General features: G+C 60.3%; 19 protein-coding genes. 9 read left to right on the forward strand and 10 right to left on the reverse strand.

Going from position 1 to position 22,412, the window contains the following annotated elements; translation table 11 throughout:
- The first annotated feature begins 226 nt into the window (after positions 1-226).
- Positions 227-1,231, forward strand: coding sequence for an NADP-dependent oxidoreductase (locus ACA074_RS20185; protein ID WP_187677827.1), 1,005 nt, complete (start codon positions 227-229; stop codon positions 1,229-1,231).
- 124 nt (positions 1,232-1,355) lie between these two features.
- Here the strand turns inward: ACA074_RS20185 and pyrF are convergent, their stop codons facing one another.
- Positions 1,356-2,054, reverse strand: coding sequence for an orotidine-5'-phosphate decarboxylase (gene pyrF / locus ACA074_RS20190; protein WP_187677828.1), 699 nt, complete (start codon positions 2,052-2,054; stop codon positions 1,356-1,358).
- Positions 2,055-2,349: 295 nt separating this feature from the next.
- Between pyrF and ACA074_RS20195 the strand changes: the two genes are divergently transcribed.
- The 4 genes from ACA074_RS20195 to ACA074_RS20210 all read left to right on the forward strand — a co-directional run bounded on the left by ACA074_RS20195 (position 2,350) and on the right by ACA074_RS20210 (position 5,678).
- Positions 2,350-3,099, forward strand: coding sequence for a response regulator (locus tag ACA074_RS20195; protein ID WP_187677829.1), 750 nt, complete (start codon positions 2,350-2,352; stop codon positions 3,097-3,099).
- Complete coding sequence (locus ACA074_RS20200) at positions 3,099-4,148, forward strand: sensor histidine kinase (RefSeq protein WP_497615132.1); 1,050 nt, start codon at positions 3,099-3,101, stop codon at positions 4,146-4,148. Before ACA074_RS20195 ends, ACA074_RS20200 begins: the two co-directional genes overlap by 1 nt.
- A 112-nt stretch (positions 4,149-4,260) precedes the next feature.
- Positions 4,261-5,112, forward strand: a complete 852-nt coding sequence (gene xopAW, locus ACA074_RS20205; protein ID WP_497677661.1) for a XopAW family type III secretion system calcium-binding effector — start codon at positions 4,261-4,263, stop codon at positions 5,110-5,112.
- 326 nt (positions 5,113-5,438) lie between these two features.
- Positions 5,439-5,678 (forward strand): hypothetical protein, encoded by a 240-nt coding sequence (locus ACA074_RS20210; protein WP_497677662.1) that lies wholly within the window; start codon positions 5,439-5,441, stop codon positions 5,676-5,678.
- 436 nt (positions 5,679-6,114) lie between these two features.
- On the opposite strand, the gene ACA074_RS20215 is transcribed toward ACA074_RS20210, so the two are convergent.
- The 4 genes from ACA074_RS20215 to ACA074_RS20230 all read right to left on the reverse strand — a co-directional run bounded on the left by ACA074_RS20215 (position 6,115) and on the right by ACA074_RS20230 (position 9,804).
- Positions 6,115-7,155, reverse strand: a complete 1,041-nt coding sequence (locus ACA074_RS20215; RefSeq protein ID WP_497677663.1) for an AI-2E family transporter — start codon at positions 7,153-7,155, stop codon at positions 6,115-6,117.
- Between the two features lie 69 nt (positions 7,156-7,224).
- Positions 7,225-8,031 (reverse strand): DUF4892 domain-containing protein, encoded by an 807-nt coding sequence (locus ACA074_RS20220; RefSeq protein WP_187681300.1) that lies wholly within the window; start codon positions 8,029-8,031, stop codon positions 7,225-7,227.
- 115 nt (positions 8,032-8,146) lie between these two features.
- Complete coding sequence (locus ACA074_RS20225; protein ID WP_497677664.1) at positions 8,147-9,001, reverse strand: alpha/beta hydrolase; 855 nt, start codon at positions 8,999-9,001, stop codon at positions 8,147-8,149.
- Complete coding sequence (locus ACA074_RS20230; RefSeq protein WP_187681298.1) at positions 8,998-9,804, reverse strand: alpha/beta fold hydrolase; 807 nt, start codon at positions 9,802-9,804, stop codon at positions 8,998-9,000. The genes ACA074_RS20225 and ACA074_RS20230 overlap by 4 nt, the downstream gene beginning before the upstream one ends.
- Positions 9,805-10,020: 216 nt before the next feature.
- Here ACA074_RS20230 and ACA074_RS20235 point away from each other — a divergent pair, with 216 nt between their 5' ends.
- Entirely contained in the window at positions 10,021-13,014 is a 2,994-nt protein-coding gene (locus ACA074_RS20235; RefSeq protein WP_497677665.1) for an RHS repeat-associated core domain-containing protein, read from the forward strand.
- 1 nt (position 13,015) lies between these two features.
- Here the strand turns inward: ACA074_RS20235 and ACA074_RS20240 are convergent, their stop codons facing one another.
- The 5 genes from ACA074_RS20240 to ACA074_RS20260 all read right to left on the reverse strand — a co-directional run bounded on the left by ACA074_RS20240 (position 13,016) and on the right by ACA074_RS20260 (position 17,189).
- Positions 13,016-13,459, reverse strand: coding sequence for a hotdog fold thioesterase (locus ACA074_RS20240; RefSeq protein WP_497657916.1), 444 nt, complete (start codon positions 13,457-13,459; stop codon positions 13,016-13,018).
- A 32-nt stretch (positions 13,460-13,491) separates the two neighbouring features.
- Positions 13,492-15,147, reverse strand: coding sequence for an AMP-binding protein (locus ACA074_RS20245; RefSeq protein ID WP_497677666.1), 1,656 nt, complete (start codon positions 15,145-15,147; stop codon positions 13,492-13,494).
- Positions 15,148-15,349: 202 nt separating this feature from the next.
- On the reverse strand, positions 15,350-15,802 hold the full coding sequence (gene sixA, locus ACA074_RS20250; RefSeq protein ID WP_489878976.1) for a phosphohistidine phosphatase SixA: 453 nt from the start codon (positions 15,800-15,802) through the stop codon (positions 15,350-15,352).
- Positions 15,799-16,146, reverse strand: coding sequence for a DUF4389 domain-containing protein (locus ACA074_RS20255; RefSeq protein ID WP_095137170.1), 348 nt, complete (start codon positions 16,144-16,146; stop codon positions 15,799-15,801). The genes sixA and ACA074_RS20255 overlap by 4 nt, the downstream gene beginning before the upstream one ends.
- A 17-nt stretch (positions 16,147-16,163) precedes the next feature.
- The gene (locus ACA074_RS20260) at positions 16,164-17,189 is read right to left on the reverse strand and encodes an NAD(P)H-dependent glycerol-3-phosphate dehydrogenase (RefSeq protein ID WP_187681295.1); all 1,026 of its coding nucleotides are present in this window, start codon (positions 17,187-17,189) and stop codon (positions 16,164-16,166) included.
- A 196-nt stretch (positions 17,190-17,385) separates the two neighbouring features.
- On the opposite strand from ACA074_RS20260, the gene ACA074_RS20265 reads away from it, so the two are divergent.
- The 3 genes from ACA074_RS20265 to ACA074_RS20275 are packed head-to-tail and all read left to right on the forward strand — an operon-like array spanning position 17,386 to position 22,344.
- On the forward strand, positions 17,386-19,509 hold the full coding sequence (locus ACA074_RS20265) for a TonB-dependent receptor plug domain-containing protein (protein WP_497677667.1): 2,124 nt from the start codon (positions 17,386-17,388) through the stop codon (positions 19,507-19,509).
- Position 19,510: 1 nt separating this feature from the next.
- The gene (locus ACA074_RS20270) at positions 19,511-20,443 is read left to right on the forward strand and encodes an ABC transporter substrate-binding protein (protein ID WP_497615138.1); all 933 of its coding nucleotides are present in this window, start codon (positions 19,511-19,513) and stop codon (positions 20,441-20,443) included.
- A complete protein-coding gene (locus ACA074_RS20275; protein ID WP_497677668.1) occupies positions 20,440-22,344 on the forward strand; it encodes an ATP-binding protein in 1,905 nt (634 codons plus the stop codon). Before ACA074_RS20270 ends, ACA074_RS20275 begins: the two co-directional genes overlap by 4 nt.
- Positions 22,345-22,412 lie beyond the last annotated feature (68 nt).

The following is a 22,412-nucleotide window of genomic DNA, read 5'->3' on the forward strand; positions in this document are numbered from 1 at the left end:
AGGGAATGATGCAGGGAGAGAGTTGGAGATTTGCAGCATAGCCATTGGGGGTGGACGGACGTCAGCACTATCAGAAGGCTGTTTATGCCCCCATGCGCCGCAGTGATAGAACCCCACCAATAACTATCACTGCACTGGATTGGAATGCATTCGCCGCATCAGCCAACCTTGCGACATCGCCGCTGAAGGTCTATCAACAAGGCTTCATTCAGCTCGAGTGCCTGCCATGACCAACCAGACCAATCGCCAGTTCCTGCTCGCCAAACGCCCGGTGGGCGCAGCGACTCGCGAGACTTTCACTTATCAGGAAGTACCGGTGGGCGAACCGGCGGCGGGACAGATACTGGTGAAGAACGAATACCTGTCCCTCGACCCGGCCATGCGTGGCTGGATGAATGAAGGCAAGTCCTATATCCCGCCGGTCGGCATCGGTGAAGTCATGCGCGCCTTGGGCGTCGGCAAAGTCATCGCTTCGAACAATCCGGGGTTCGCGGTCGGGGACTACGTCAACGGCGCGATCGGCGTGCAGGATTATTTCCTCGGCGAGCCGCGAGGTTTCTACAAGGTCGATCCGAAACTGGCGCCGTTGCCGGTGTATTTGTCCGCGCTGGGCATGACCGGCATGACCGCGTACTTCGCCTTACTCGACGTCGGTGCACCGAAGGCTGGTGACACCGTGGTGCTTTCCGGCGCGGCCGGTGCGGTGGGCAGCATCGCCGGGCAGATCGCCAAGATCAAAGGCTGCCGGGTGATCGGTATTGCCGGCGGTGCCGACAAGAGCAAATACCTGATAGATGAACTGGGCTTTGACGGCGCCATCGACTACAAAAACGAAGACGTGCTGGCCGGGCTCAAGCGTGAATGTCCGAAAGGTGTGGACGTGTATTTCGATAACGTCGGCGGCGACATTCTCGATGCGGTGCTGAGTCGCCTGGCCCCGAAAGCGCGGGTGGTGATCTGCGGCGCCATCAGCCAGTACAACAATAAAGAGGCGGTAAAAGGCCCGGCCAACTATTTGTCGTTGTTGGTCAATCGTGCGCGCATGGAAGGTTTTGTGGTGATGGACTATGCGGCGCAGTACGCGAGTGCCGCGCAGGAAATGGCCGGGTGGATGGCCAAGGGGCAGCTCAAGAGCAAGGAAGACATCGTCGAAGGACTGGAGACATTCCCGGAGACGCTGATGAAACTGTTCAGCGGTGAGAACTTTGGCAAGTTGGTGTTGAAGGTTTAAATCCACCACAAAACAAATGTGGGAGCGAACTTGCTCGCGAATGCAGTGGATCAGCCAACATCTTCGGTGACTGAAACGCCCTCTTCGCGAGCAAGCTCGCTCCCACAGAATTTGCGGTGTTTTCTTACGCGATTTCGGCCACTACGGAGGCCAACGCCTTGGCCGGATCCGCCGCCTGGCTAATCGGGCGGCCGATCACCAGGTAATCGGAACCGGCATCCAGCGCCTGACGCGGGGTCAGAATGCGACGCTGGTCGTCCTGCGCGCTGCCCGCCGGACGAATCCCCGGGGTCACCAGTTGCAGCGACGGATGTGCGGTTTTCAGGGCCTGGGCTTCCAGTGCCGAGCACACCAGTCCGTCCATCCCGGCCTTCTCGGCCAGTGCCGCCAGACGCAATACCTGCTCCTGCGGTTCGATATCCAGACCGATACCGGCCAGATCCTCGCGCTCCATGCTGGTCAGCACCGTCACGCCGATCAACAGCGGTTGTGGGCCACTGCGCTTGTCCAGCTCTTCACGGCAGGCTGCCATCATGCGCATGCCACCGGAGCAATGCACGTTGACCATCCACACACCCATCTCGGCAGCGGCTTTGACGGCCATCGCCGTGGTGTTCGGGATGTCGTGGAATTTCAGGTCAAGAAACACTTCAAAACCCTTGTCACGCAGGGTGCCGACGATTTCCGCGGCGCAACTGGTGAACAATTCCTTGCCCACTTTGACCCGGCACAGTTTCGGGTCCAACTGGTCGGCCAGCTTCAGTGCGGCGTCACGGGTGGGGAAATCCAGGGCGACGATGATAGGAGTCTGGCAGACGGACATGGATGGGCTCTCAGGCAGGTCGAAATCGGCGCGCATTGTAGCGGAACCGGCGGCGGCGCGGCACCCGATGATCGGTAATTCGTCGCGCCAACCGTGATCAGCATAGCGCTCGCTGCTATTGTGTCGACTCCGATACACAACCGACACGCCACCAACAAGCACCCGCGCTAGCCTCGCCAGCCGCAACACGTCCTTACATCAGCACTTCCCGCCCCACGGCCGGACGCCTATGCTGAAACCACCACCTCGCAGCCCATCTTTGTGGTTGGCGGCCTACTGGCAGATAAACAGCCCCATGCACAACAACCAAACCACCGTGAATGATGAGCAAAAAGACGACAAGCGCTGGAGCATCCGGGCCCTGATCGTCGACGATGACGTGCCGATCCGCGAGTTAATGATCGACTACCTCGCCCGTTTCAACATTCACGCCAGCGGCGTCACCGACGGCGCGGCGATGCGCCAGGCGATGCAGGCCGAACATTTTGATGTGGTGGTGCTGGATCTGATGCTGCCAGGCGAAGACGGCTTGTCGCTGTGCCGCTGGCTGCGCGCCGAATCGGACATCCCGATCCTGATGCTCACCGCCCGCTGCGAGCCCACTGACCGCATCATCGGCCTGGAACTGGGCGCTGATGACTACATGGCCAAACCGTTTGAACCGCGCGAACTGGTGGCGCGGATCCAGACCATTCTGCGCCGCGTACGCGATGATCGCACCGAACAGCGGGCGAACATTCGCTTCGACAACTGGCGCCTGAACAGCGTCCTGCGCCAACTGATCGCCGACAACGGCCTTGTGGTGCCCCTGTCCAACGCCGAATTCCGTTTGCTTTGGGTTTTCATCGAACGCCCGCGCCGAGTGCTCAGCCGCGAACAATTGCTCGACGCCGCCCGCGGGCGCTCGATCGAAGCGTTCGACCGCAGTATCGACCTGCTGGTCTCGCGCCTGCGGCAAAAACTCGGCGACGATCCAAAAGCCCCGCAGTTGATCAAGACCGTTCGCGGTGAGGGCTACCTGTTCGACGCCAGGGACATCGGCTGATGCGGGCGCGCTTCGACACGCTGTTCGGCCGCCTGTTTGGCATGCTGTTCGCGGCGATCGTCCTGGCGCACCTGTTGGCGTTTACCTGGTTTCGCCTCTACGGCCCGCCACCGCCTCCGCCGCCACCGGAGTTTTCCCAGAACGCCGAGGGGCAACGTCCGCCCCAGGATCCGCGATACCCGCCACGCCCGCCTCGCCCGTGGTTTGGTGGGCCGATCGTGCCGCTGACGTTTCAGTTTGTCTCGCTGATAATTGCCGCGTGGTACGGCGCCAAACTGCTGAGTCGGCCGATCCAGCGCCTGAGCGACGCGGCCGAACGCCTCAGCGAAGACCTCGACAGCCCACCGCTCGACGAATCCGGCCCGCGCGAAGCCAGGCAAGCGGCGCACACCTTCAACCTGATGCAGCATCGCATTCGCGAACAGGTTCAACAGCGCGCACGCATGCTCGGCGCCGTCTCCCACGATCTGCGCACACCGCTGTCACGCCTGAAACTGCGTCTGGAAAACATCAGCGACGACAAGTTGCAAAGCCAGATGCGTCAGGATCTGAACGACATGATCGGCATGCTCGACGCCACCCTCACCTACCTGCACGAACAACGTACCAGCGAAGCGCTGCAACTGATGGACGTGCAGGCGCTGGTCGAATCGTTGTGCGAAAACGCTCAGGATCAAGGCGCTGACGTGCAAGTCAGCGGCCATTGCCCACCGATGCAGGTGCAGCCGATGGCGCTGCGTTCGTGTATCAACAACCTGATGGACAATGCCCTGCGCTATGCCGGGCAGGCGCGCATCGAATTGCAGGATCAGCGCGAGCAACTGCTGATCCGCGTGATCGACCACGGGCCGGGGATTGCCGAGGACAAGCGCGAGGCGGTGTTCGAACCGTTCTATCGCCTGGAAGGTTCGCGCAACCGCAATTCCGGTGGCGTGGGCTTGGGCATGACCATCGCCCGCGAGGCAGCACAGCGTTTGGGCGGGCAATTGAACCTGGAAGAAACACCGGGTGGCGGCCTGACGGCAATCATCCGTTTGCCCCGCACCTGAGAACACATCTGTGTACCAATCGGTACAAACCCCACATACCCACGACAACTTACGCCTTGAGGCTGCATAAGCCGGTACACCCACCGGCTTTCCATTCCAGGGAGTGAGTCCGATGATCGGTAGCGTCAGCAACTACACGAGCTATACCAGCACCAGCAGCAGCACCACTACGCAAAACGCCCGCAGCCAGCAACTGCAAAAAGAACTGTTCGCCAAACTCGACAGCAACGGCGACGGCGCGGTGGATCAGGACGAACTGAACAGCGCCCTGTCTCAAAAATCCGATGACGGCCTGCTGGTCAACCTGAGCAAACAGTTCGGTGATCTGGACAGCGACGGCAGCGGTAGCCTGAGTGCCGAAGAAATGACCGCCATGGCGCCCCCACCGCCACGCGATCAAGCGCCCAACACCGACCTGGCCGACGCCCTGATCAGCGCACTCGACATCGACGGCGACGGTGCCATCAGCAGCGACGAACTGAGCACCGGCCTGACCAGCGCCGGCAGCACCGCCGACAGCAACGAAATCTTCTCGGCACTGGACAAGAACGAAGACGGCGTCGTCAGCCAAGACGAACTCACCGCCAGCCTGACCCCGCCGCCACCGCCTCCGCCACAAGTGAACAGCGATGAACTGTTCAGCCAGCTTGATGCCGACGGTGACGGCAGCGTAACCGCGACCGAACTGAGCAGCGTGTTGCAGGCCAGCGACAGCACCTCGACAGCCAGCACCGACACCAGCGCCGAGCTGCTCAAGGTTCTGGATAGCGACAGTAGCGGTGGCGTCAGCAGCGATGAGTTGAAGGCAGCTTTGCAGTTTGGACGTGAACGTCTGGATGAGGAGCAGACCGCCAGCGCTCAGACCAGCGCAGAAGCGCTGAACCGCATGATTGCGAACTTGAGCAAGCAGTACTCGTTGGATAATGCGGCGCCGGTGGGTAAGTACCTCAACGTCGCTACGTAACCCGCCTACTGTAGGAGCTGTCGAGTGGAACGAGGCTGCGATCTTTTGATTTTGCTTTTTGAATTATTAGCAAGATCAACAGATCGTGGCGTTTGGCGGTTCTTGCATGTGTGTGTGGGGGGGGGGTGGGGGCATATCCGTTGCTGCGGTAACGGCTGCTTAGGGTTCCGCCCTTACGGCGGGTCACTTTTTCCAGACGCCGAAAAAGTAACCAAAAAGGCTGCCCCCTGACGTACGGCACTTCGCCTAGGCTCAGTGTTCCCTCGCTACGGTGTCCATCCGGGGGCATCGCCTCCGGTTTGCTGCGCTGCACCTCCTCTCGATGTATGCGGCTTCGCCGCACGGCGCTGCGCGCCTACCCCCTGATGAACACCTACGCTCGGCCTGCCGATGGGCTGAAGAGCAAGATCAAGAACAAAAGCAAAGCCGAAGCCGAAGCCAAAGCCAAAGCCAAAGCCAAAGCCAAAGCCAAAGCCAAAGCCAAAGCCAAAGCCAAAGCCAAAGCCAAAGCCAAAGCCAAAGCAGATCAAAAGATCGCAGCCTTCGGCAGCTCCTACAAGGAGTGAGTACACCTACCAGAGCCTGGTCGGCTATCAGGCCGCCATCGCTGGCAAGCCAGCTCCCACAAGAAAATGAATACACCCCACACGCGGCGCATGCCGCCCCACTCAACACAATGAGCGTTAGCTCGAGTAAAGCTCTTGATCTTAAAGCGCCCGTCGGAAGGCTGAGTGGAGGGATTGATCCGGGGGTGGGAGCGCAGCGACCGTTCGACGAAGTCGAACACATCGAGAGGAGGTGCAGCGAAGCAAACCGGAGGCGATGCCCCCGGATCAATCCCGCAGCGAAGGAACCCGAGCCTAAGCGAGGGCCGTACGTCAGGGCACAGACCTTTTGGTTACTTTTGGGGCGTTTGCCAAAAGTGACCCGCCGTAAGGGCGGAACCCTAATCAGCCATTACCGCAGAAACGGATATACACCCAACCCCCACCAACAGCGAACCTAAACCCGAGCCTGACTCTTACTCCAATCCGTCAACAAACTATAAGCAACCGCCAAAAGCGTAGGCCCGATAAACAACCCGATAAACCCAAACGCAATCAACCCGCCAAACACCCCAAGCAACACAATCACCAACGGCAAATTCCCGCCACGACTGATCAGATAAGGCTTCAGCACGTTATCCACGCCACTGATGATGAACGTCCCCCAGATCCCGAGAAACACCGCCATCCCATACTCACCCTTCCACGCCAGCCAAGCCGTTGCCGGTACCCAGACCAACGGTGGCCCCATCGGAATCAGACTCAGCAGGAAAGTCACGATCCCCAACACCAATGCACCCGGCACCCCGGCAATCAAAAACCCGATCAACGCCAGAACCGCCTGTGCCGCCGCCGTGCCGATTACCCCGTTGACCACCCGCTGCACCGTACCGGCCACCAGCTCGATGTAGTACCCGGCACGATCGCCGATCAAACGCTCCAGCAGACCGTGCACGAACGCCGCCAGACGCGGCCCGTCACGATAGAAAAAGAACACAAAGACAATGCTCAACGTCAGCTCGAGAATCCCGCCGCCGATCTGCGCACTGCGCGCCAGCAACCAGTTACCGACTTGCCCCAGATAAGGCTTGATCGACACCATCAACGCCGCGCCCTGCTGATCGATGCTGTTCCAGATCCCGAGCAGCCGCCCGCCCACAAACGGCACAGCGCCCAGCCAGGCTGGCACCTCCGGCAGACCATCAACCTGCACATCCTTGATGAACGCCGTGGCATCGCGTACATGATCGGCCAGGTTGAACCCCAGCCAGACCAGCGGCACTGCCACCAGCAGCATCCAACCCAACGTCAGAATCGCGGCAGCCAGCGACTCACGACCATTGAGCAGCCGAGTCAAAAGACGCATCAGCGGCCAACTGGCAAACGCCAGCACTGCCCCCCAGAAAAGCGCCGACCAGAACGGCGCCATCACCCACAGGCTGGCGCCAAACAACACCAGCAGCAGGATCTGCACCAGCAGTCGATCGTTATTGAGCATGTAAAGTCTCGAAAAAGTCAGTCAGGCCAAGAGTAGGCGAACATGCCGCGCATGCTCGCCCGCCAGAGCTTATCGCAACAGATCAATGCGCAGGCCAACGCCGTCGACATTGCCGGTTTCCATCCGCGCCGCGCGTACGCCCTGATTGATCAGCGCCTGGCGCCAGGCCTCGGCTTTAGGGCCGGACACCGTGACTCGCTGAGTGGTATCGAGGTTCAAACCACGCGAAATCAAGCGCAGCCAGGTGTCATCCGGATCATTGACGAGTTTTGGGAAATCCAGCTCGCCGGTGCTCTTGAGTTGGCGCAACAAGGTCGCCGAAGTCGGCAGCAACTCGCCCAATGGCGCCCCCGCATCGAACTGTTCGACATGCAGATAGGCTTTGCGATTGCCGCGCGTGATGCTGTAGAGCGCCACCAGCGTGTTGTCCTTCGGTGCCGCCAACCTCAGCAACAGATAGGCCTGTTGCTCGTCGGAGCCATACAGCTTGGCATTACCGAACACCTCATTAGCCCACAGACTGCTTTCGCCACAGTCGCGCGCCTGACACCAGAACAGCAACTCGGCATCCTGCTTTTGCAGGGCCTCGCGGGCAGCGGTGAAGGCTTCGGTGGCGGAATGTTCGGGCGGCAACTCGTAAGTGACCGAGGTGGTCTGGCCACGGGCAGTGACTTGGCCGTCAAAGCGCAACTGGCCGCTGATCTTGCGAATCGAGCCCAGCGGGTAGATTCGCTCCAGCTCAACGGGCGGGCGATAGTCGACGATTTGCGCATCGGCCAGACGCGGCACGATCTGCAAATCCTGACTGCCGGGCACATCGGCGGCGAACGAAACGGAACTGAAACAGCACAGCGCCAACAGACTGAGTGACCGCATAGTCAGGCTCATCGGATCGGCATGACTTGGCTATTCGGGGGCGCAGCGGTATAGAAATCCATCGTGGTTGTCTCCCATTTCAACCCGCCCAGCCTCGACAGTTGCCCGCTGCAAGTCAAGGAATGGCGAAGAACCGATTGAAACAGTCTGCGACAAGGTCGGCACCGGCCTCGTCGTTGAGGTGCAAATGGTGCCCGCCCGGCAGCTGTTCCCTGCTAAAGGGTAGACGCTCCAGCAGCTCCGGATGTTTGGCCAGCATGCCGTCGGCCGCGACCACCAATTGCGCCGGGCAACCGATGCGCTGGACGAATGCCATCGCCTGCTCCTGAGTCAGGCGCAATGGCGAAGGCAGGGTCAGGCGATTGTCGGTGCGCCAGGTGTAACCGCCGGGCACCGGCATCAAACCGCGTTGAGCCAACAACTCTGCAGCCTCACGACTGACCGCCACCAAGCCTTTCATTCGCGCTTCGATGGCACGGTCGAGGGTGTTGTAGACCGGTTTGCGCTTCTCGCGCAGATCCAGCTGCGCTTGCAGGGCCATGCCCATGCGCTCGGCAGCGTTTTCGCCTTTGTCTGTAGGAGGAATCACCCCGTCGATCAAAGCCAGATGGCTGATACGCTCCGGCAATGAACCCGCCAGCACCAGTGAAACGATGGCGCCCATCGAATGCCCGAGCAGGCCGAACCGTTTCCAGCCCAGTTGTTCGGCAACTTGCAGCACATCATGGGCGTAGTCCCACAGCGCATAACCGGCGCCCTTCGGTCGATGCCCGGAATGCCCATGCCCAGCCATGTCCAGCGCAATAATGCGCAGGCTTTTGAGCTTGGGCGCCAGGCGCGCGAAGCTGTTGGCGTTGTCGAGCCAGCCATGCAGGGCGATCACCGGCAAGCCATCCTCAGGGCCGAACAAATGCGCTGCCAACTCGATATGCGGCAGGCTCAGGCGCACCTCTTCGACTGTCTGGCTCATGCGCAATCCTTGTCCTGACGGTTTTCCCAGCGAGTGAACAGATTCTTCAGCAGCCGCGCGGTGTCTTGCGGTCGCTCAAGGGGAAACATATGGCCACCGGGCATGCTCAGCGCCTCTCCCTGGGCAAGGCGTGAAACAAAGTGGGTGTGATGGCGCATCACCACGCGACTCTTGTGCCCACGCACCACCGCCAGCGGTACCTGCAACTGACGAGTGCGCCCCGGGCTGGTGTGCGGCACGCCGCGATAGATGCTGATCTCGGTGGCCGGATCGAAACGCAGACGCAGCTTGTCGCCGACCTTGTGCAGGCCATGTTGCAGGTAAGCGTCGAAGCATTCCGGGTCAAAGCCACGAAACAGGCTCTTTCCGGCGAAGTAACTGCGCGCGCTGTCGAGGTCGGCGAACTCTTCGCGGCGCCCGAGTGTGCGGCCGGCCGGAGTCAATCGATCGATGAAACCAAAGCGCTTGGCGGCGCGAATCACCCATTGATCCGTGCGGGTCAGCACCGGCGAATCGAGCATCACCACGCCGCGATACAACTCAGGGCAACGCAGCGCCGCGTGTAAATGCAGCACACCACCGAAGGAATGACCGACGCCCCACACCGGCTGGTCTTGCTGTTTGAGATGGTGGATCAACTCGTCAACGAGGTTGTACCAGTTGTCATCCGCCGGGAAACGCGGGTCATGGGCATGCTGCTCCAGATGCGCGACCCGATACTCGGGCGCCAGCGCCGCGAACAACTTGCCATAGGTGCCCGAAGGGAAACCGTTGGCGTGGGCGAAAAAGATCGGTTGCGACATACCGGTAAATCCATGAGCGGGAAACGTGGCGTTGATTGTCCGTAAGACCGAAGCCGGCGGCAATGACCGTAACTGCCAGGAATGATGACAGTCGCGCCATGGCTATAGCTCAGCCGTCGCCGCGAGGGTGCTGTTGTCAACTGTCAGTTCTGTCAGTTGACCCAATCCGCGTTCAGGCTGATAAGAACATCATCCTCATTAACATTGCCGGCGCCCATGACTCACGCGAATACACCTGCCATCCAAGCCTTCGACGCTCGAGGCCTGGTACTGCGCGGCGTGAATTACCATCGTCGCGATGAGATCTCGGCGCCTGAGCGTTACATCATTCACCATACGCATGACGCGGCTGGCCGCACGGTATTCAGCCGCGACCCCCGACTGTTCCGCGAGCACACATCTGAAAAGCCGGGCCCTGCGAATCAGAGCAATGTGTTCAGCCTGTCGGGAGCCTTGCTGTCGAGCGAAAATACCGACGCCGGCTGGCGCTCGAGCTTGCTCGCAGAGGACGGCGCCCATGTTGAAGGCTGGGATCAGAAGCGCAACCACAGCCGTACCCACCATGATCCTTTGCGACGACCGAGCGCCACTTTCGAGCAGTCTGCGGGCGAGCCTGAACACTGCACGGAGCGCTTCACTTACTTCGACGGAACGGCTGAAGACGACCATAACCGCCTGGGCCGATTGATTCGCCATGATGACACTGCAGGCACCCTGCACTTCCCCGAATTCAACATGAGTGGCCAGCCACTGCAACTTCATCGCGCCTTCAGCGCCGACCCCGGCTGGCCAGTGAACTGGCCGAAAATGGAAGCCGAGCGGGATGTATTTCTGGAAGCTCTCCCCGCCACGACCCATTTCAGCTACAACGCCATGAGCGAGTTGATTGGCCAGACTGATGCCATGGGTAATCGGCAAACGCTGCTGCAAGACCTGGCCGGCCAATTGAAAGAAACCCGTCTGACACTGGCTGCAAATGACGACAGCCAGATGCTGGTCAGCGATATCCGCTACAACGCCTTCGGGCTTATTGAACAGCAGCGCGCTGGAAATGACGTGATCTCCCACGCGACATTCAGCCTCGACGATGGTCGCCTGCAACATCTGACGAGTCAGACCAGCAATGGCTCGATCCTGCAGGATCTGTCCTACGCGTATGATGCGATCGGCAACATCACCCGCATCACCGATACTGCAGAAGCGGTGACCTATCACCGCAACCAGCGATCCGAGGCGATCTGCAGCTACCGTTACGACAGTCTCTCGCGCTTGATCCAAGCCAGTGGCCGGCAGATCCGTAACGCTCCCGGTGGGCCACAGTTACCCGCATTTATCTCTCCCGCCGATCCGGGACAACTGGAAAACTATACGCGTACCTACACCTATGATCCGGCCGGCAATCTGCTATTGATGGAGCACCGCGCCGCCAGTGGAAACCGCACCGAGCGCACGGTTGTGGCCAGCGCCAGCAATCGCAGCCTGCCAGCCCCTCCCGACGGCCAGTTGCCCGATGAGCAGGCGATTGCCGCCGCTTACGACGCCAATGGAAACCGCGTGTTTCTGCAACGCGGACAAGTCCTGCAGTGGAATCCACGCAATGAGTTGCAGCAGGTCGAACAGGTGGTTCGTGAGGATGAGCCGAATGATCTCGAATTTTACGTTTACGACGGCGGCGGTCAGCGCCAGCGAAAAATCCGTCAGGCTTACACTAGCGCAGTGCAACGTTTCAATGAAACCCGTTACCTGCCCGGTCTGGAAATTCGCACAGAGCCGGATCAGATAGTCCACGTCATGACGATCAAGGCCGGTCGCGCGACAGTCCAGGTGCTGCACTGGGAAAAAACTCCACCAGGCGACATGAAGCAAGATCAGCAACGCTACAGCTTCACCGATCACTTGAACTCCAGCACCGTTGAACTGGACGCACTGGCACAGATTATCTCGCGCGAAAGCTACTACCCCTTTGGCGGTACCTGTTGGTGGGCGGGCCGAAGCCTGGTCGAAGCGAACTACAAGACCCAGCGCTATTCAGGAAAAGAACGGGATGCCAGCGGACTGTATTACTACGGTTTTCGTTACTACGCGCCTTGGTTTCAACGCTGGATCAATGCAGACCCACTAGGTGCAACCGATGGCCTGAATCTGTTTGCCATGGTGCACGGCAACCCTATAGGGCATATCGACTTTCAGGGGCTGGTCACTGTAAGAGAGGGCACGGGCGCGGCGCTCGCAACCTTTGCCCGTGACAGTCTGAGTGCACTGGCCGGGGGTGCGATTAAATATTTTGCAGCAAAAGCACTGGAGGGATGGGCAAGCGACGACCCGCACACACCGCCAGACCCGAGTGTCAATCTGGGATTGACCATAGCGGGCAGCATGGCGGGTGCATTGGCCGGTGGATCCATGGGGATAGGAGCAGGCAGTCGTATTGCCAGCAGCCGTAACTACAGCCGCACCACACAGAAAGTCATGGCCGGCATCTTGGGGCTGGCGGGCGCTGCGGCGGGAGCGGCTGCCCCGCTTTATGCGTACCTGGCCGACAGGGAAGCCTTGAATCTCACAGCGATCAGTATTCTTGCCAGCGTGCCGGGGGGCATGACTAGGGAAGCAGGCCAACGCGCGCTCGCCAACGTCGGCCCCAGCGTTACGATTGCTCCTTCCGGCACCACAACGGCATGGCGCACGGCCTTCTATGGGGGTGTTCTTTTGACAGACGGTGCGCTCACGGCAGGGCTCGCGCCCGGCGTTGATTTCATGATCAGTGCTGTCGTCGAAGGTGTGGATGGCGTATCCATCACCACGATCAATTCATTGCGCGGGGGTGAGTATCGCAGTCCGGAACACTCTGAGCTTTCTCTGCCAAACGGCGCGGAATGGCTATATGGCGTAGTGACGCGTACCGCCGGCTCGACCTTGACCGCATCACTGACATTGCTCGCCGAACCTCTGACAAGCGCCATCGACAATGCCCACTTGCGCTCAGCCGTCATCACAAGCCTGGCCACTCCCACCGAGGCCCGGACATACGTGGGACAGCATGTGCAGCGTGGCGCCTTCGAGCTGGCCAGGCACGATGATGGGGACTTCACTCTGGATCGTTTCACTCCAGCGAACCGGATTTGGAGAGATGCGACACCCGCCGGTTATCACCCGGAAACACCGAACGCGGGCGACCTGCCCATGAGTGTGATCAGACGAGGTAGCGTATGACTCAACTCGAAGGTGGCGTCTGCCCCAAAGGCACCACCGCCATGGTCAATCGCGACACACAACTGGCCTTGCCTTCATCGCTGGTCAGACGGATATCCCACACGTGCGTCGTGCGGCCGATATGAATCGGCTTGGCCACCGCCGTCACCCGACCACTGCGCAAGCCGCGCAAATGGTTGGCGTTGATCTCCAGCCCCACGCAGTAAAACTTGCTCGCGTCGATGCACAAATAGCTGGCCATCGAACCGACGGTTTCCGCCAGCACCACCGATGCGCCGCCATGCAGCAATCCGTAAGGCTGGTGAGTGCGATGGTCGATGACCATGCTCGCGGTCAGCGATTCTTCATCGAACGCTTCGAAGCGGATATCCAGCACTTCGCCGATGGTGTTTTTCTGGATCGCGTTCAACTGCTCGATGTTCGGGATGGTGCGCCACAGACTCATCGCAGACTTCCTTTGTTGTTTTTAGTGGTCGCTCAATCCTGCCACAGCACTGCCTCACTGCGCTCGCTCCATTCTTCGAAGCGGGTGCCGTAGGTGTCTTCGATGACGTTGCGTTTGATTTTCAGGGTCGGCGTGAGAAAGCCGTTTTCCACCGCCCAACTGTCCTTGACCACCACTAACCGACGCAGGCGTTCGTGTTTGTCGAGCACGGCATTGACGTCTTCCAGAAGTTTTTCCAGGCTCGAATGCAGACTCGCACGCGGCTCCTCCTGATTGACGCTTGAGAGTACGCACAAGCCCAGCGGCGCACTCAGGCCATCACCGACCACGCACACCTGCTCGATTCGCGAATGCACCGCCAGACGGTTTTCGATCGGTGCCGGCGCCACGTACTTGCCTTTGCTGGTCTTGAAAATCTCCTTCAACCGCCCGGTTAATCGCAGACGTCCCTCGGCATCCTGCTCGCCCTTGTCGCCAGTACGCAGGAAGCCATCTTCTGTGAGGGTTTCAGCGGTTTTCTGCGGTTCCTTGAAATAGCCGAGCATGTTCGCCCGACTGCGCACCTGCACCTCGCCTGACTCATCGATGCGCACCTCGACATCCGGGCACGGTTTGCCGATCCAGCCCTGTTTGTACTGGCCCGGCAGGCAGATGTGCGAGTAGCCGCAACTCTCGGTCATGCCATAGACCTCCAGCACATCGAGCCCGAGCTTCTGATACCAGGTGAGCAAAGTCTGCGGCACCGGTGCTGCGCCGGACAGAGCAACGCGCAAGGCATCAAGCCCCAGGCCTGCCAGCACTTTGTGCCCTACCCGCTTGCCAATGAATGGCAGGCCGAGGAGGAAATCCAGACGCTTGGCCGGGATCTTGCTGTAGACGCCCATCTGGAATTTGGTCCAGATCCGCGGCACGCCGAACATCGCCGTCGGCCGCGCACGTTTGAGGTCAGTGATAAAAGTGTCGAGGCTTTCAGCAAAGAACACGGTCTGCCCGGTGTAGATCGAAGCCAGTTCAACGAACATGCGCTCGGCGACGTGGCACAACGGCAGGTACGACAGCAGTCGGTCACTCTCGTTGAGCCCGAACAACTGCGTGCCCCGGGTCGTCGCGAACCCGAGATTGGCAAAGCTGTGCATCACGCCTTTGGGCAGGCCAGTGGTGCCGGAGGTGTAGATGATGGTCGCCAGTTGCTCGGCGGCGGGACGCGGGTCATCCTGGATCGGTGAACTGCGCTGCAGGTCATCCCAACTGAAATCGAACTCGCCGGGCGGATGCAGCGGGAGGCTGATGGTCGGCAGATCTGCCGGCACACCTTTGGACATGCCCGGCCAGTCATCGAGTTTGCCGATGAACGCCAAGACGCTTTCCGAGTGATTGAGTACTTGAGCCACGGAGTCGGCTGTGAGGTTGGGATACAGCGGCACCGAAACGTGCCCGGCCATCCAGATCGCCAGATCGGCAATGATCCAGTGTGCGCAGTTTTTCGAGATCAGGGCGATGTGGCTGCCTTGCGGCAATTCCCGGGCACGCAGCCAGTGCGCAGCGCAGCGGGCCTGATGACCGACGTCGGCCCAGGTCAGGGTCTCGACCTGCCCACCGCCGACAGGTTGCACGAGGAAGCGCTGGCGCGGGTGCCGGCCCTCGCGTTCGTAAAACACGTCCAGCGGCAAACGGAATGCGGCAGACATGCGACTCGCTCCTGTTTTTTTGGTCTGGAGCAAGCGTAGTCAACCAAGCAAGTGCTTGGTTGGAAAATTCACACAAATAATTTCCGACGACACAGAGAACATGTGGGAGCGAGCCTGCTCGCGAATGCAGGGTGTCAGGCACATAAGTTGTGAATGACACTCCGCTTTCGCGAGCAGGCTCGCTCCCACAAAGGGATCAGCGTTATGGGTGCTTGAGGCTGTTGAGGGTCATCGAGCCGATCAGCAGTTCAGGACTCTCAAGCTCAGCCAACCCCGCCGTGCTGACCCGCTCCGGCGGATACCCGGCGCCATGTTGCAGGTAGCTCAACAGATTGCCCACCAACGGGTTGTGACTGACCAGCAGTACATTGCTCACCGACACCAGCTGATCGGTGACCTTGTCCGGATCAACTTCCGGCGTCAGCCACTCGACCGTGCGAATCTCCGGCTCGAATTTCAGCACCTCGCGGACAATCTGTGCAGTCTGCTGCGCGCGCAGATAAGGGCTGGCGTAGATTGCGGTCAATGGCTTGCCCTTCAGGTGGGCCGCACTGCGCAGGACTTCTTTGCGACCGTGCTGGGTCAGCTCGCGCTCGGAATCGGGGCGCGAGCCATAAGGCACGGCCTCGCCGTGACGCAATACCCAGAGTTTCATAGCTTGGGTTCCTCATCTCGGGCCGGATGCGGTGCTGGCGGCACGGCGTGCGGCGCTTCACCTTCCGGGGTACGCGGCGTTGGCCAGTCGGCGAACGGCCAGGGTTTCTGGTCGCTGTGGAAGCTGCCGAAGCGGCCGATCTGCGCCAGAAACTGGCTCAGGCTGTCGCCGAAATTCATCAGGCTGGCGCTCGGGGCGCCATAGATCAAACGATAGATCAGTTGCACCAGCACCACCGCGCCGAGGATGAACTGCGCCACTTGCCAGACCAGCACGTAGACGATCATCCACAACACCCGCAGAAGGATGGATTCGTACTTGGCTTCGGTTTTCGGATCGTTCATATGTCGTTCCCTGTGAATCAGTTGAAACCACTGGTGGAAATAAAGTCGACGTCGGTTTTCGGCTCGGCCCGCATCAGTAGACCAATCACCTGCTCCAGCGTGCGTCCTTCGAACAGAATGGCGTGCAGCCCGGCGACCAGCGGCATGTACACGCCAACCTCCTGGGATTTGGCTTTGAGCACCTTCAGGGTGTTCACCCCTTCGGCGACTTCACCGAGGCGCGATACCGCTTCTTCAAGGCTCAGGCCCTGACCGAGGGCGAATCCGACCTGATAGTTGCGGCTCTTGGGCGACGAGCACGTGACGATAAGATCGCCAACGCCGGCCAAGCCAAGGAAGGTCATCGGGTTGGCGCCCTGATTGACCGCAAACCGGGTCATCTCGGCCAAGGCGCGAGTGATCAGCATACTCTTGGTGTTCTCGCCCATTTCCAGCGCCACCGCCATGCCGGCGATGATCGCGTAAACGTTTTTCAAGGCCCCGCCCAGCTCGACACCGAAACGGTCGGCGCTGGCATAAACGCGGAAGGTGCGGCCATGCAGCGCCGCTTGCACCTGCTTGCACAGTTCTTCGTCCTCACTGGCAACCACCGTGGCGGTCAGCGCGTGTTCGGCGATTTCCCGCGCCAGATTCGGCCCGGACAACACGCCGATACGTGCCTGCGGGGCGATCTCTTCGAGGATCTGGCTCATCAGTTTGAAGGTGTGGGCTTCGATGCCTTTGGTCAGGCTGACCAGCATTTTGCCGCTCAGCCGCTCGGCGTGAGCCGCCAGCACCGTGCGCAACGCGCTGGACGGCAGCGCGACAAAGCACAGGTCGCAGGCGTCGAGGGTGGCTTGCAGGTCAGTGACCGCAGTCACGCCCGGCAGAATCTTGATGCCTTTGAGGTAACGCGGGTTTTCGCGATTGACCCGGATGGCCTCGGCCTGCTCCGGGTCACGCATCCACTGCAAGACTTGATGGCCGTTCTCGGCCAGAAGATTGGCCACGGCGGTACCAAAACTTCCGCCTCCCAGGACCGCAATCGGGCGCTGTTCAGTCATATGCAATCCGTTAATCCATACCAGTGGCGATGGCGGCATTATACGGGGCGACCCGGTCGCGGCCAGCCCCCACGTCAATTACCGACACTTGTAGGAAGAAGACCAATAAAACCTAGGAAAATGCCTGCAACGTGACTGGAAAAGTCGCAGCCCTCGGTTAACATGCGCGCCAATTCTTCACTCTATAGGCTGTGTCGTGTTTTCTGGCCCTTCCCCATCACGTTCCTCTCTGCTGCTGGCGCTGCTGTTCAGCCCTTTGTTGCAGGCGGACGATCTGTTCATGGACAGCGAAGCGCTGCCACAGGTGCTGACGGCCACTCGGTTGAAACAGACGCCTGCGGAAGTGCCGGGGAGCATGACCGTGCTCGACAGCGAATTGATCACCGCCAGCGGCGCCCGCGACATCAGCGAACTGCTGCGTCTGGTGCCGGGGATGATGGTCGGCAACATCAGCGGCAATCAGGCAGCGGTCAATTATCACGGCACCAACGCCAGCGAAGCACGGCGCATGCAGGTGTTGATCGATGGCCGTTCGGTGTACCGCGCAGGCCTGGCCACGGTGGACTGGAGTGATATTCCGGTGGCCATCGAGGACATCGAGCGCATCGAAGTCTTTCGTGGCCCTAACACCGTCAGCTACGGTGCCAACGCGTTGATGGCGGTGGTCAACATCATCACCCGCAACCCGGCGGACAGCCACGGCACGCGGCTGAAGATTACTCGCGGCCAGCGCGGCATCAATGACTTCTATGCCAGCCAGGGCACGGGATGGAATGGCGGCGACCTGCGGCTGTCGCTGTCCGGTCAGGAAGATGATGGGTTCGACACCGATCGAACCGGTGCCGATTACCGTGACAATCGTCGCTTGAATCGTTTCAGTCTCGCCGTCAGCCAAACCCTCAGTGACAACCAGAGTATCGACTGGCAGGTCAACGCAAAGGACGGCACCAACCAGCGGCCCTACACCTACCGCCCGGTGTTCTCGGGGATTACCGCCGCCGGGAACAATTCCGACGTGATAGCCAAGGACTACGCCGGTTCGGTGCGCTGGAACCTCGACATCAATCCCGAACACAGCCTCTATATCCAAGGCTCGGCGCAACACTGGGATCGCCAGCAAACCTGGCGCGCCTGCGACGCCGAGGTGTCGTTCAGCCCCGAGTTGACGCAACTGTGGCAAATCGACCCGAATTACACCGAACGCCTGGCACGCAATATCAACCGTTTCCTCGGCCCCGGCCCGGAATCCGGCACGCCGCAGCAAATGGCGCTGGCCAATCGTGTGCTCGATCAGTGGCGCAACGGCGCCAGTCAAACCCTGTGCGGCGATATCGATCAGAGTGCCCGCGAGTCGCGCTACGACCTCGAACTGCAAGACACCCTCAGCCTGTCCGACAGCCTGCGTCTGGTCAGCGGCATGAACTATCGTTACGACCGGGCCGATTCCGAGACCTACTTCAACGGCACGCTGGATGACACCACCTGGCGTGCATTCGGCCAATTGGAGTGGCGCGCGACTGAACACTGGTTGTTGCAGGGCGGAGCGATGTTCGAAGACACCCAACTGATCGGCAGTTCGCTGACCCCGCGCTTCGCCGTCAATTACCTGATCAATCCGCGCCACGGCCTGCGTGCGGTGTACTCGGAGGCGATCCGCTCGCCGGACATGTTCGAGAACAACGTCAACTGGAGCTATCAGGTGACCAAGCTGCGGCCTTCGGCCTACGGCCAGTCGTCGGCGCGCTATTTCGTCAAGACTCGCGGCCCTGGCGATCTCGACAAGGAACATATGCGTTCGCGCGAACTCGGCTACAACGGCTATTTCCCCGAGCAAGGCCTAGCGCTGGATGTGAAGCTGTTCTACGACGAAATCACCGGCATGATCAGTGAGCCACTGCGCAACAACCAATACATCGCCAGCAACGCCAACAGCTCACGGTTTCGCGGCAGCGAAGCACAACTCGACTGGCGCGTGAGCAGGGTCGACCGCTTGCGTTTCACTTACGCCTACGTCGACGCCGAGGCGAGCAATCCGCTGGATCAGCAATTCACCGCGAGCAACAGCGGTTCCGCCGGCTGGCTGCGCGATTGGGGGCACGGCTGGAACAGCGCCCTCTTCTATTACGGCGACAACGCCCTCAACGGCTACCGCTTCGAACGGGTCGACACGCGCATCGCCAAACGCATCGCTTTGGGCAAGGCCCAACTGCAACTGGCCGGCGTGTTGCAACAGCGGCTCGACCACGAACCGACCACGTTCGTCGACAACAACTATGACGAACGCCGCGTGATGTACTTCAGCGCCGAGTTGGAGTTCTAGGATGCGCTTCGGCCTGTCACGGAAGACGCCGACCCTTGGCCACTGGCTGGCCGTGCTGTGCCTGTTTTTGACCGCATGGCTGCATGGCGTGGCGGTGCAGGCGGCCGACATTCTATTGACCGGCGCCGAAGAAAGCCCCGGCGTGCAGGCCTTCGTTCAGGCGCTGAGTGAGTTGCGCCCGACCGATAATGTGCGTTTCCAGCCATTGGCCAGTCTGCCGGTGCCGGGCAAACTCCCCTCCAGCCTGCGCCTGATTTTGCTCGACCTGCCGAGCCTCGACTGGCGTCTGCAAGAGTCGCAAGGCCCGCCCACGCTAGTCTTGCGCATCAGCCGTTTGCAAGCCCGGCAACGTCTTGGCTCGGCACAGCCGTCGCACCTGAGCTTGCTGTGGAGCGATCCACCTCTGGGCCGGCAGTTGCAACTGATCCGGCGAATCCTGCCCCAGGCGCGACGGGTTGGCGTGTTGTTCGATCAGCACAGCGAGTTCCTCCTTAAAGAACTGCAACTGGCAGCCCGCCCCTTGGACCTGGAAATCGTCAGTCAACGCTGGGACAACACCCACGACAGCCGCCCACTGCAAGAGGTGCTGAAAAACAGCGACGTGCTGCTGGGCCTCGACGACCCGGATCTGTACAACCCGAAAACCGCGAAAAACCTGCTGCTCAGCAGTTACTCAAGGCAATTGGCGCTGGTCGGCCCCAACGCCGCGTTTGTCCGTGCTGGCAGCCTGGCGAGCACTTACAGCGACCAGAGCGACTGGCTGAGCGTGCTCGACCATTTGCTCGACCAAGCGCCTGCCAATTGGCCGAGAACGCTCTATCCCGCACACTTTAAAGTCTCAAGTAATGCGCAGGTGGCTCGTTCCTTAGGGATCGAACCGCTTGATGACGCGTCTGTCGCCAGCGCTTTGGCTGAAGGAGAACGCCGCCCATGAGTTTTCGTCGCCGTTGGGACATCAACACCCGCACCCAGATGATCAGCCTGGGCCCGGCGCTGTTGCTGACCTTAATGCTGATCAGTTTCTTCACCTTTGTACGCATTCAGGATTTGCGTCAGGAGCTGAACCACACCGGCCAACTGATCGCCAACCAACTGGCCCCCGCCACCGAATACGGAGTGATTTCCGGCAACAACGAAGTGTTGGAAAGCCTGCTCAAGGCCACGCTGGCAACGCCCAACGTGCGGTTTCTTGAGGTACAGGACAGCGCCAACCGAATTCTGGCGTACGTCGAACAACCGGCGGATGCACACCGTCGCCCGCATCAGGTCGAAGTGTTCCAGGCGCCGGTGCGGTTGCAACGAATCGCTTTGAACAATGATTTTTTTCACGACGCAAAAGCCAGCAGTGGTGCGGCCAACGAGGATTATCTGGGGCGTGTGATCGTCGGTCTGTCCAACGATGCCTTCAGTCAGCGTCAGCAGGAAATCCTGCTCAAGGCCGGGATTCTGGCGATGTTCGCCCTGCTCTTCACCTTCGTCGTGGCGCGACGCCTGGCGGGCAGTCTGTCGCAGCCGATCCGCGATATCGGCAATGCGGTCAAGGCGATTCAGGACGGCGACTTCAAAACACCGCTGCCGATTGTCGACGACACCGAACTGGGTGCCCTGTCGCAGCACATCAACAACCTCGCTCAGGCGCTGGAACAGGCCAGTCGTGAACAGCAGCAGGCCATGGCGCAATTGATCCAGACCCGCGAGGAAGCGGAAAAGGCCAACAACGCCAAATCCGATTTTCTGGCGATGATGAGCCATGAACTGCGCACGCCGATGAATGGCGTGTTGGGCATGCTGCAACTGCTTGAAACAACAGAAATGACCGAGGAGCAAATCGAATACGCCGCGCTAGCCTCGGAATCCACCGAGCACTTGCTCAAGGTGATCAACGACATCCTCGACTTTTCGCGCATCGAACGTTCCGAGCTTGAGATGGAACACATTCCGTTCAATCTCGCTGAAGTAATCGGGGCCTGCGCGCAGTCGTTCCAACACAGCGCGGTGCAGCGTGGTCTGGCGCTTGATCTGCGAATTCCCGAGGACATGCGCGGCTTGCAGGTGCAGGGCGACCCGACGCGGATTCGGCAGATTCTGGTGAACCTGGTCGGCAATGCCCTGAAGTTCACCGAACAGGGCCGGGTCAGTATCGAAGCGCAGTGGCAATCGCTGGATCACGAACTGCTGTGGTTCACCTGCTCGGTACGCGACAGTGGCATCGGCATTTCGTCCGAAAGCCTGGAGCTGATGTTCAACGCGTTCCAGCAGGCCGACAGTTCGATCTCGCGACGCTACGGCGGCACCGGTCTGGGCCTGCCGATCGCCCGCACCCTCGCCGAACGCATGGGCGGCACCTTGCGTGCGCAGAGCGAAGAAGGTCGTGGCTCGGTGTTCACCCTGGAAATTCCACTGGCCTTATATAAGCAGGCGTTACCACAACTGGCCGCACCACGGGCACTGAATGGCAACGACCATGGCGAGGGGCGCAAAGTCTTGTTGGTGGAAGATAATCCGGTCAACCAGACCGTGATTGAAGCGATGCTGCGCAGTCTGGGCTTTACTGTCAGTGTCGCCACTGATGGCGCGCAAGCGGTGCGCAGTGCCGAGAGCAGTGATTTCGAAGTGATCCTGATGGACTGTCGCCTGCCGATCATCGATGGCTACGAGGCGACCCGGCAGATTCGCTGTCTGCACGGACGCAGCGATGTGCCGATCATCGCATTGACGGCAAACGCTTTGCAGGGTGACCGGGAAACCTGCCTGTCGGCGGGCATGAACGATTATCTGGCCAAGCCGTTCAAACGCAATGACTTGCAGCAGATTCTGCAGCGATGGGTGTCGTAGTGACGGCTTTTCGACCATCTGCGACTGGCGTGAAAAGCGAAAGTGCGGCAGTCTTAGGCACCCGAACG

It is taken from the genome of Pseudomonas sp. LBUM1655 (assembly GCF_059716085.1).

Excerpts from the sequence above, each read along its gene's own strand:
- ACA074_RS20270 (WP_497615138.1), top strand. The coding sequence starts at position 19,511 with ATGCGCTTCGGCCTGTCACGGAAGACGCCGACCCTTGGCCACTGGCTG.
- ACA074_RS20200 (WP_497615132.1), top strand. The coding sequence starts at position 3,099 with ATGCGGGCGCGCTTCGACACGCTGTTCGGCCGCCTGTTTGGCATGCTG.
- ACA074_RS20195 (WP_187677829.1), top strand. The coding sequence starts at position 2,350 with ATGCACAACAACCAAACCACCGTGAATGATGAGCAAAAAGACGACAAG.
- ACA074_RS20220 (WP_187681300.1), bottom strand. The coding sequence starts at position 8,031 with ATGCGGTCACTCAGTCTGTTGGCGCTGTGCTGTTTCAGTTCCGTTTCG.
- ACA074_RS20245 (WP_497677666.1), bottom strand. The coding sequence starts at position 15,147 with ATGTCTGCCGCATTCCGTTTGCCGCTGGACGTGTTTTACGAACGCGAG.
- ACA074_RS20255 (WP_095137170.1), bottom strand. The coding sequence starts at position 16,146 with ATGAACGATCCGAAAACCGAAGCCAAGTACGAATCCATCCTTCTGCGG.
- ACA074_RS20240 (WP_497657916.1), bottom strand. The coding sequence starts at position 13,459 with ATGAGTCTGTGGCGCACCATCCCGAACATCGAGCAGTTGAACGCGATC.
- ACA074_RS20225 (WP_497677664.1), bottom strand. The coding sequence starts at position 9,001 with ATGAGCCAGACAGTCGAAGAGGTGCGCCTGAGCCTGCCGCATATCGAG.
- xopAW (WP_497677661.1), top strand. The coding sequence starts at position 4,261 with ATGATCGGTAGCGTCAGCAACTACACGAGCTATACCAGCACCAGCAGC.
- ACA074_RS20210 (WP_497677662.1), top strand. The coding sequence starts at position 5,439 with ATGCGGCTTCGCCGCACGGCGCTGCGCGCCTACCCCCTGATGAACACC.
- ACA074_RS20260 (WP_187681295.1), bottom strand. The coding sequence starts at position 17,189 with ATGACTGAACAGCGCCCGATTGCGGTCCTGGGAGGCGGAAGTTTTGGT.
- ACA074_RS20185 (WP_187677827.1), top strand. The coding sequence starts at position 227 with ATGACCAACCAGACCAATCGCCAGTTCCTGCTCGCCAAACGCCCGGTG.
- ACA074_RS20275 (WP_497677668.1), top strand. The coding sequence starts at position 20,440 with ATGAGTTTTCGTCGCCGTTGGGACATCAACACCCGCACCCAGATGATC.
- ACA074_RS20215 (WP_497677663.1), bottom strand. The coding sequence starts at position 7,155 with ATGCTCAATAACGATCGACTGCTGGTGCAGATCCTGCTGCTGGTGTTG.
- ACA074_RS20230 (WP_187681298.1), bottom strand. The coding sequence starts at position 9,804 with ATGTCGCAACCGATCTTTTTCGCCCACGCCAACGGTTTCCCTTCGGGC.
- pyrF (WP_187677828.1), bottom strand. The coding sequence starts at position 2,054 with ATGTCCGTCTGCCAGACTCCTATCATCGTCGCCCTGGATTTCCCCACC.
- sixA (WP_489878976.1), bottom strand. The coding sequence starts at position 15,802 with ATGAAACTCTGGGTATTGCGTCACGGCGAGGCCGTGCCTTATGGCTCG.
- ACA074_RS20235 (WP_497677665.1), top strand. The coding sequence starts at position 10,021 with ATGACTCACGCGAATACACCTGCCATCCAAGCCTTCGACGCTCGAGGC.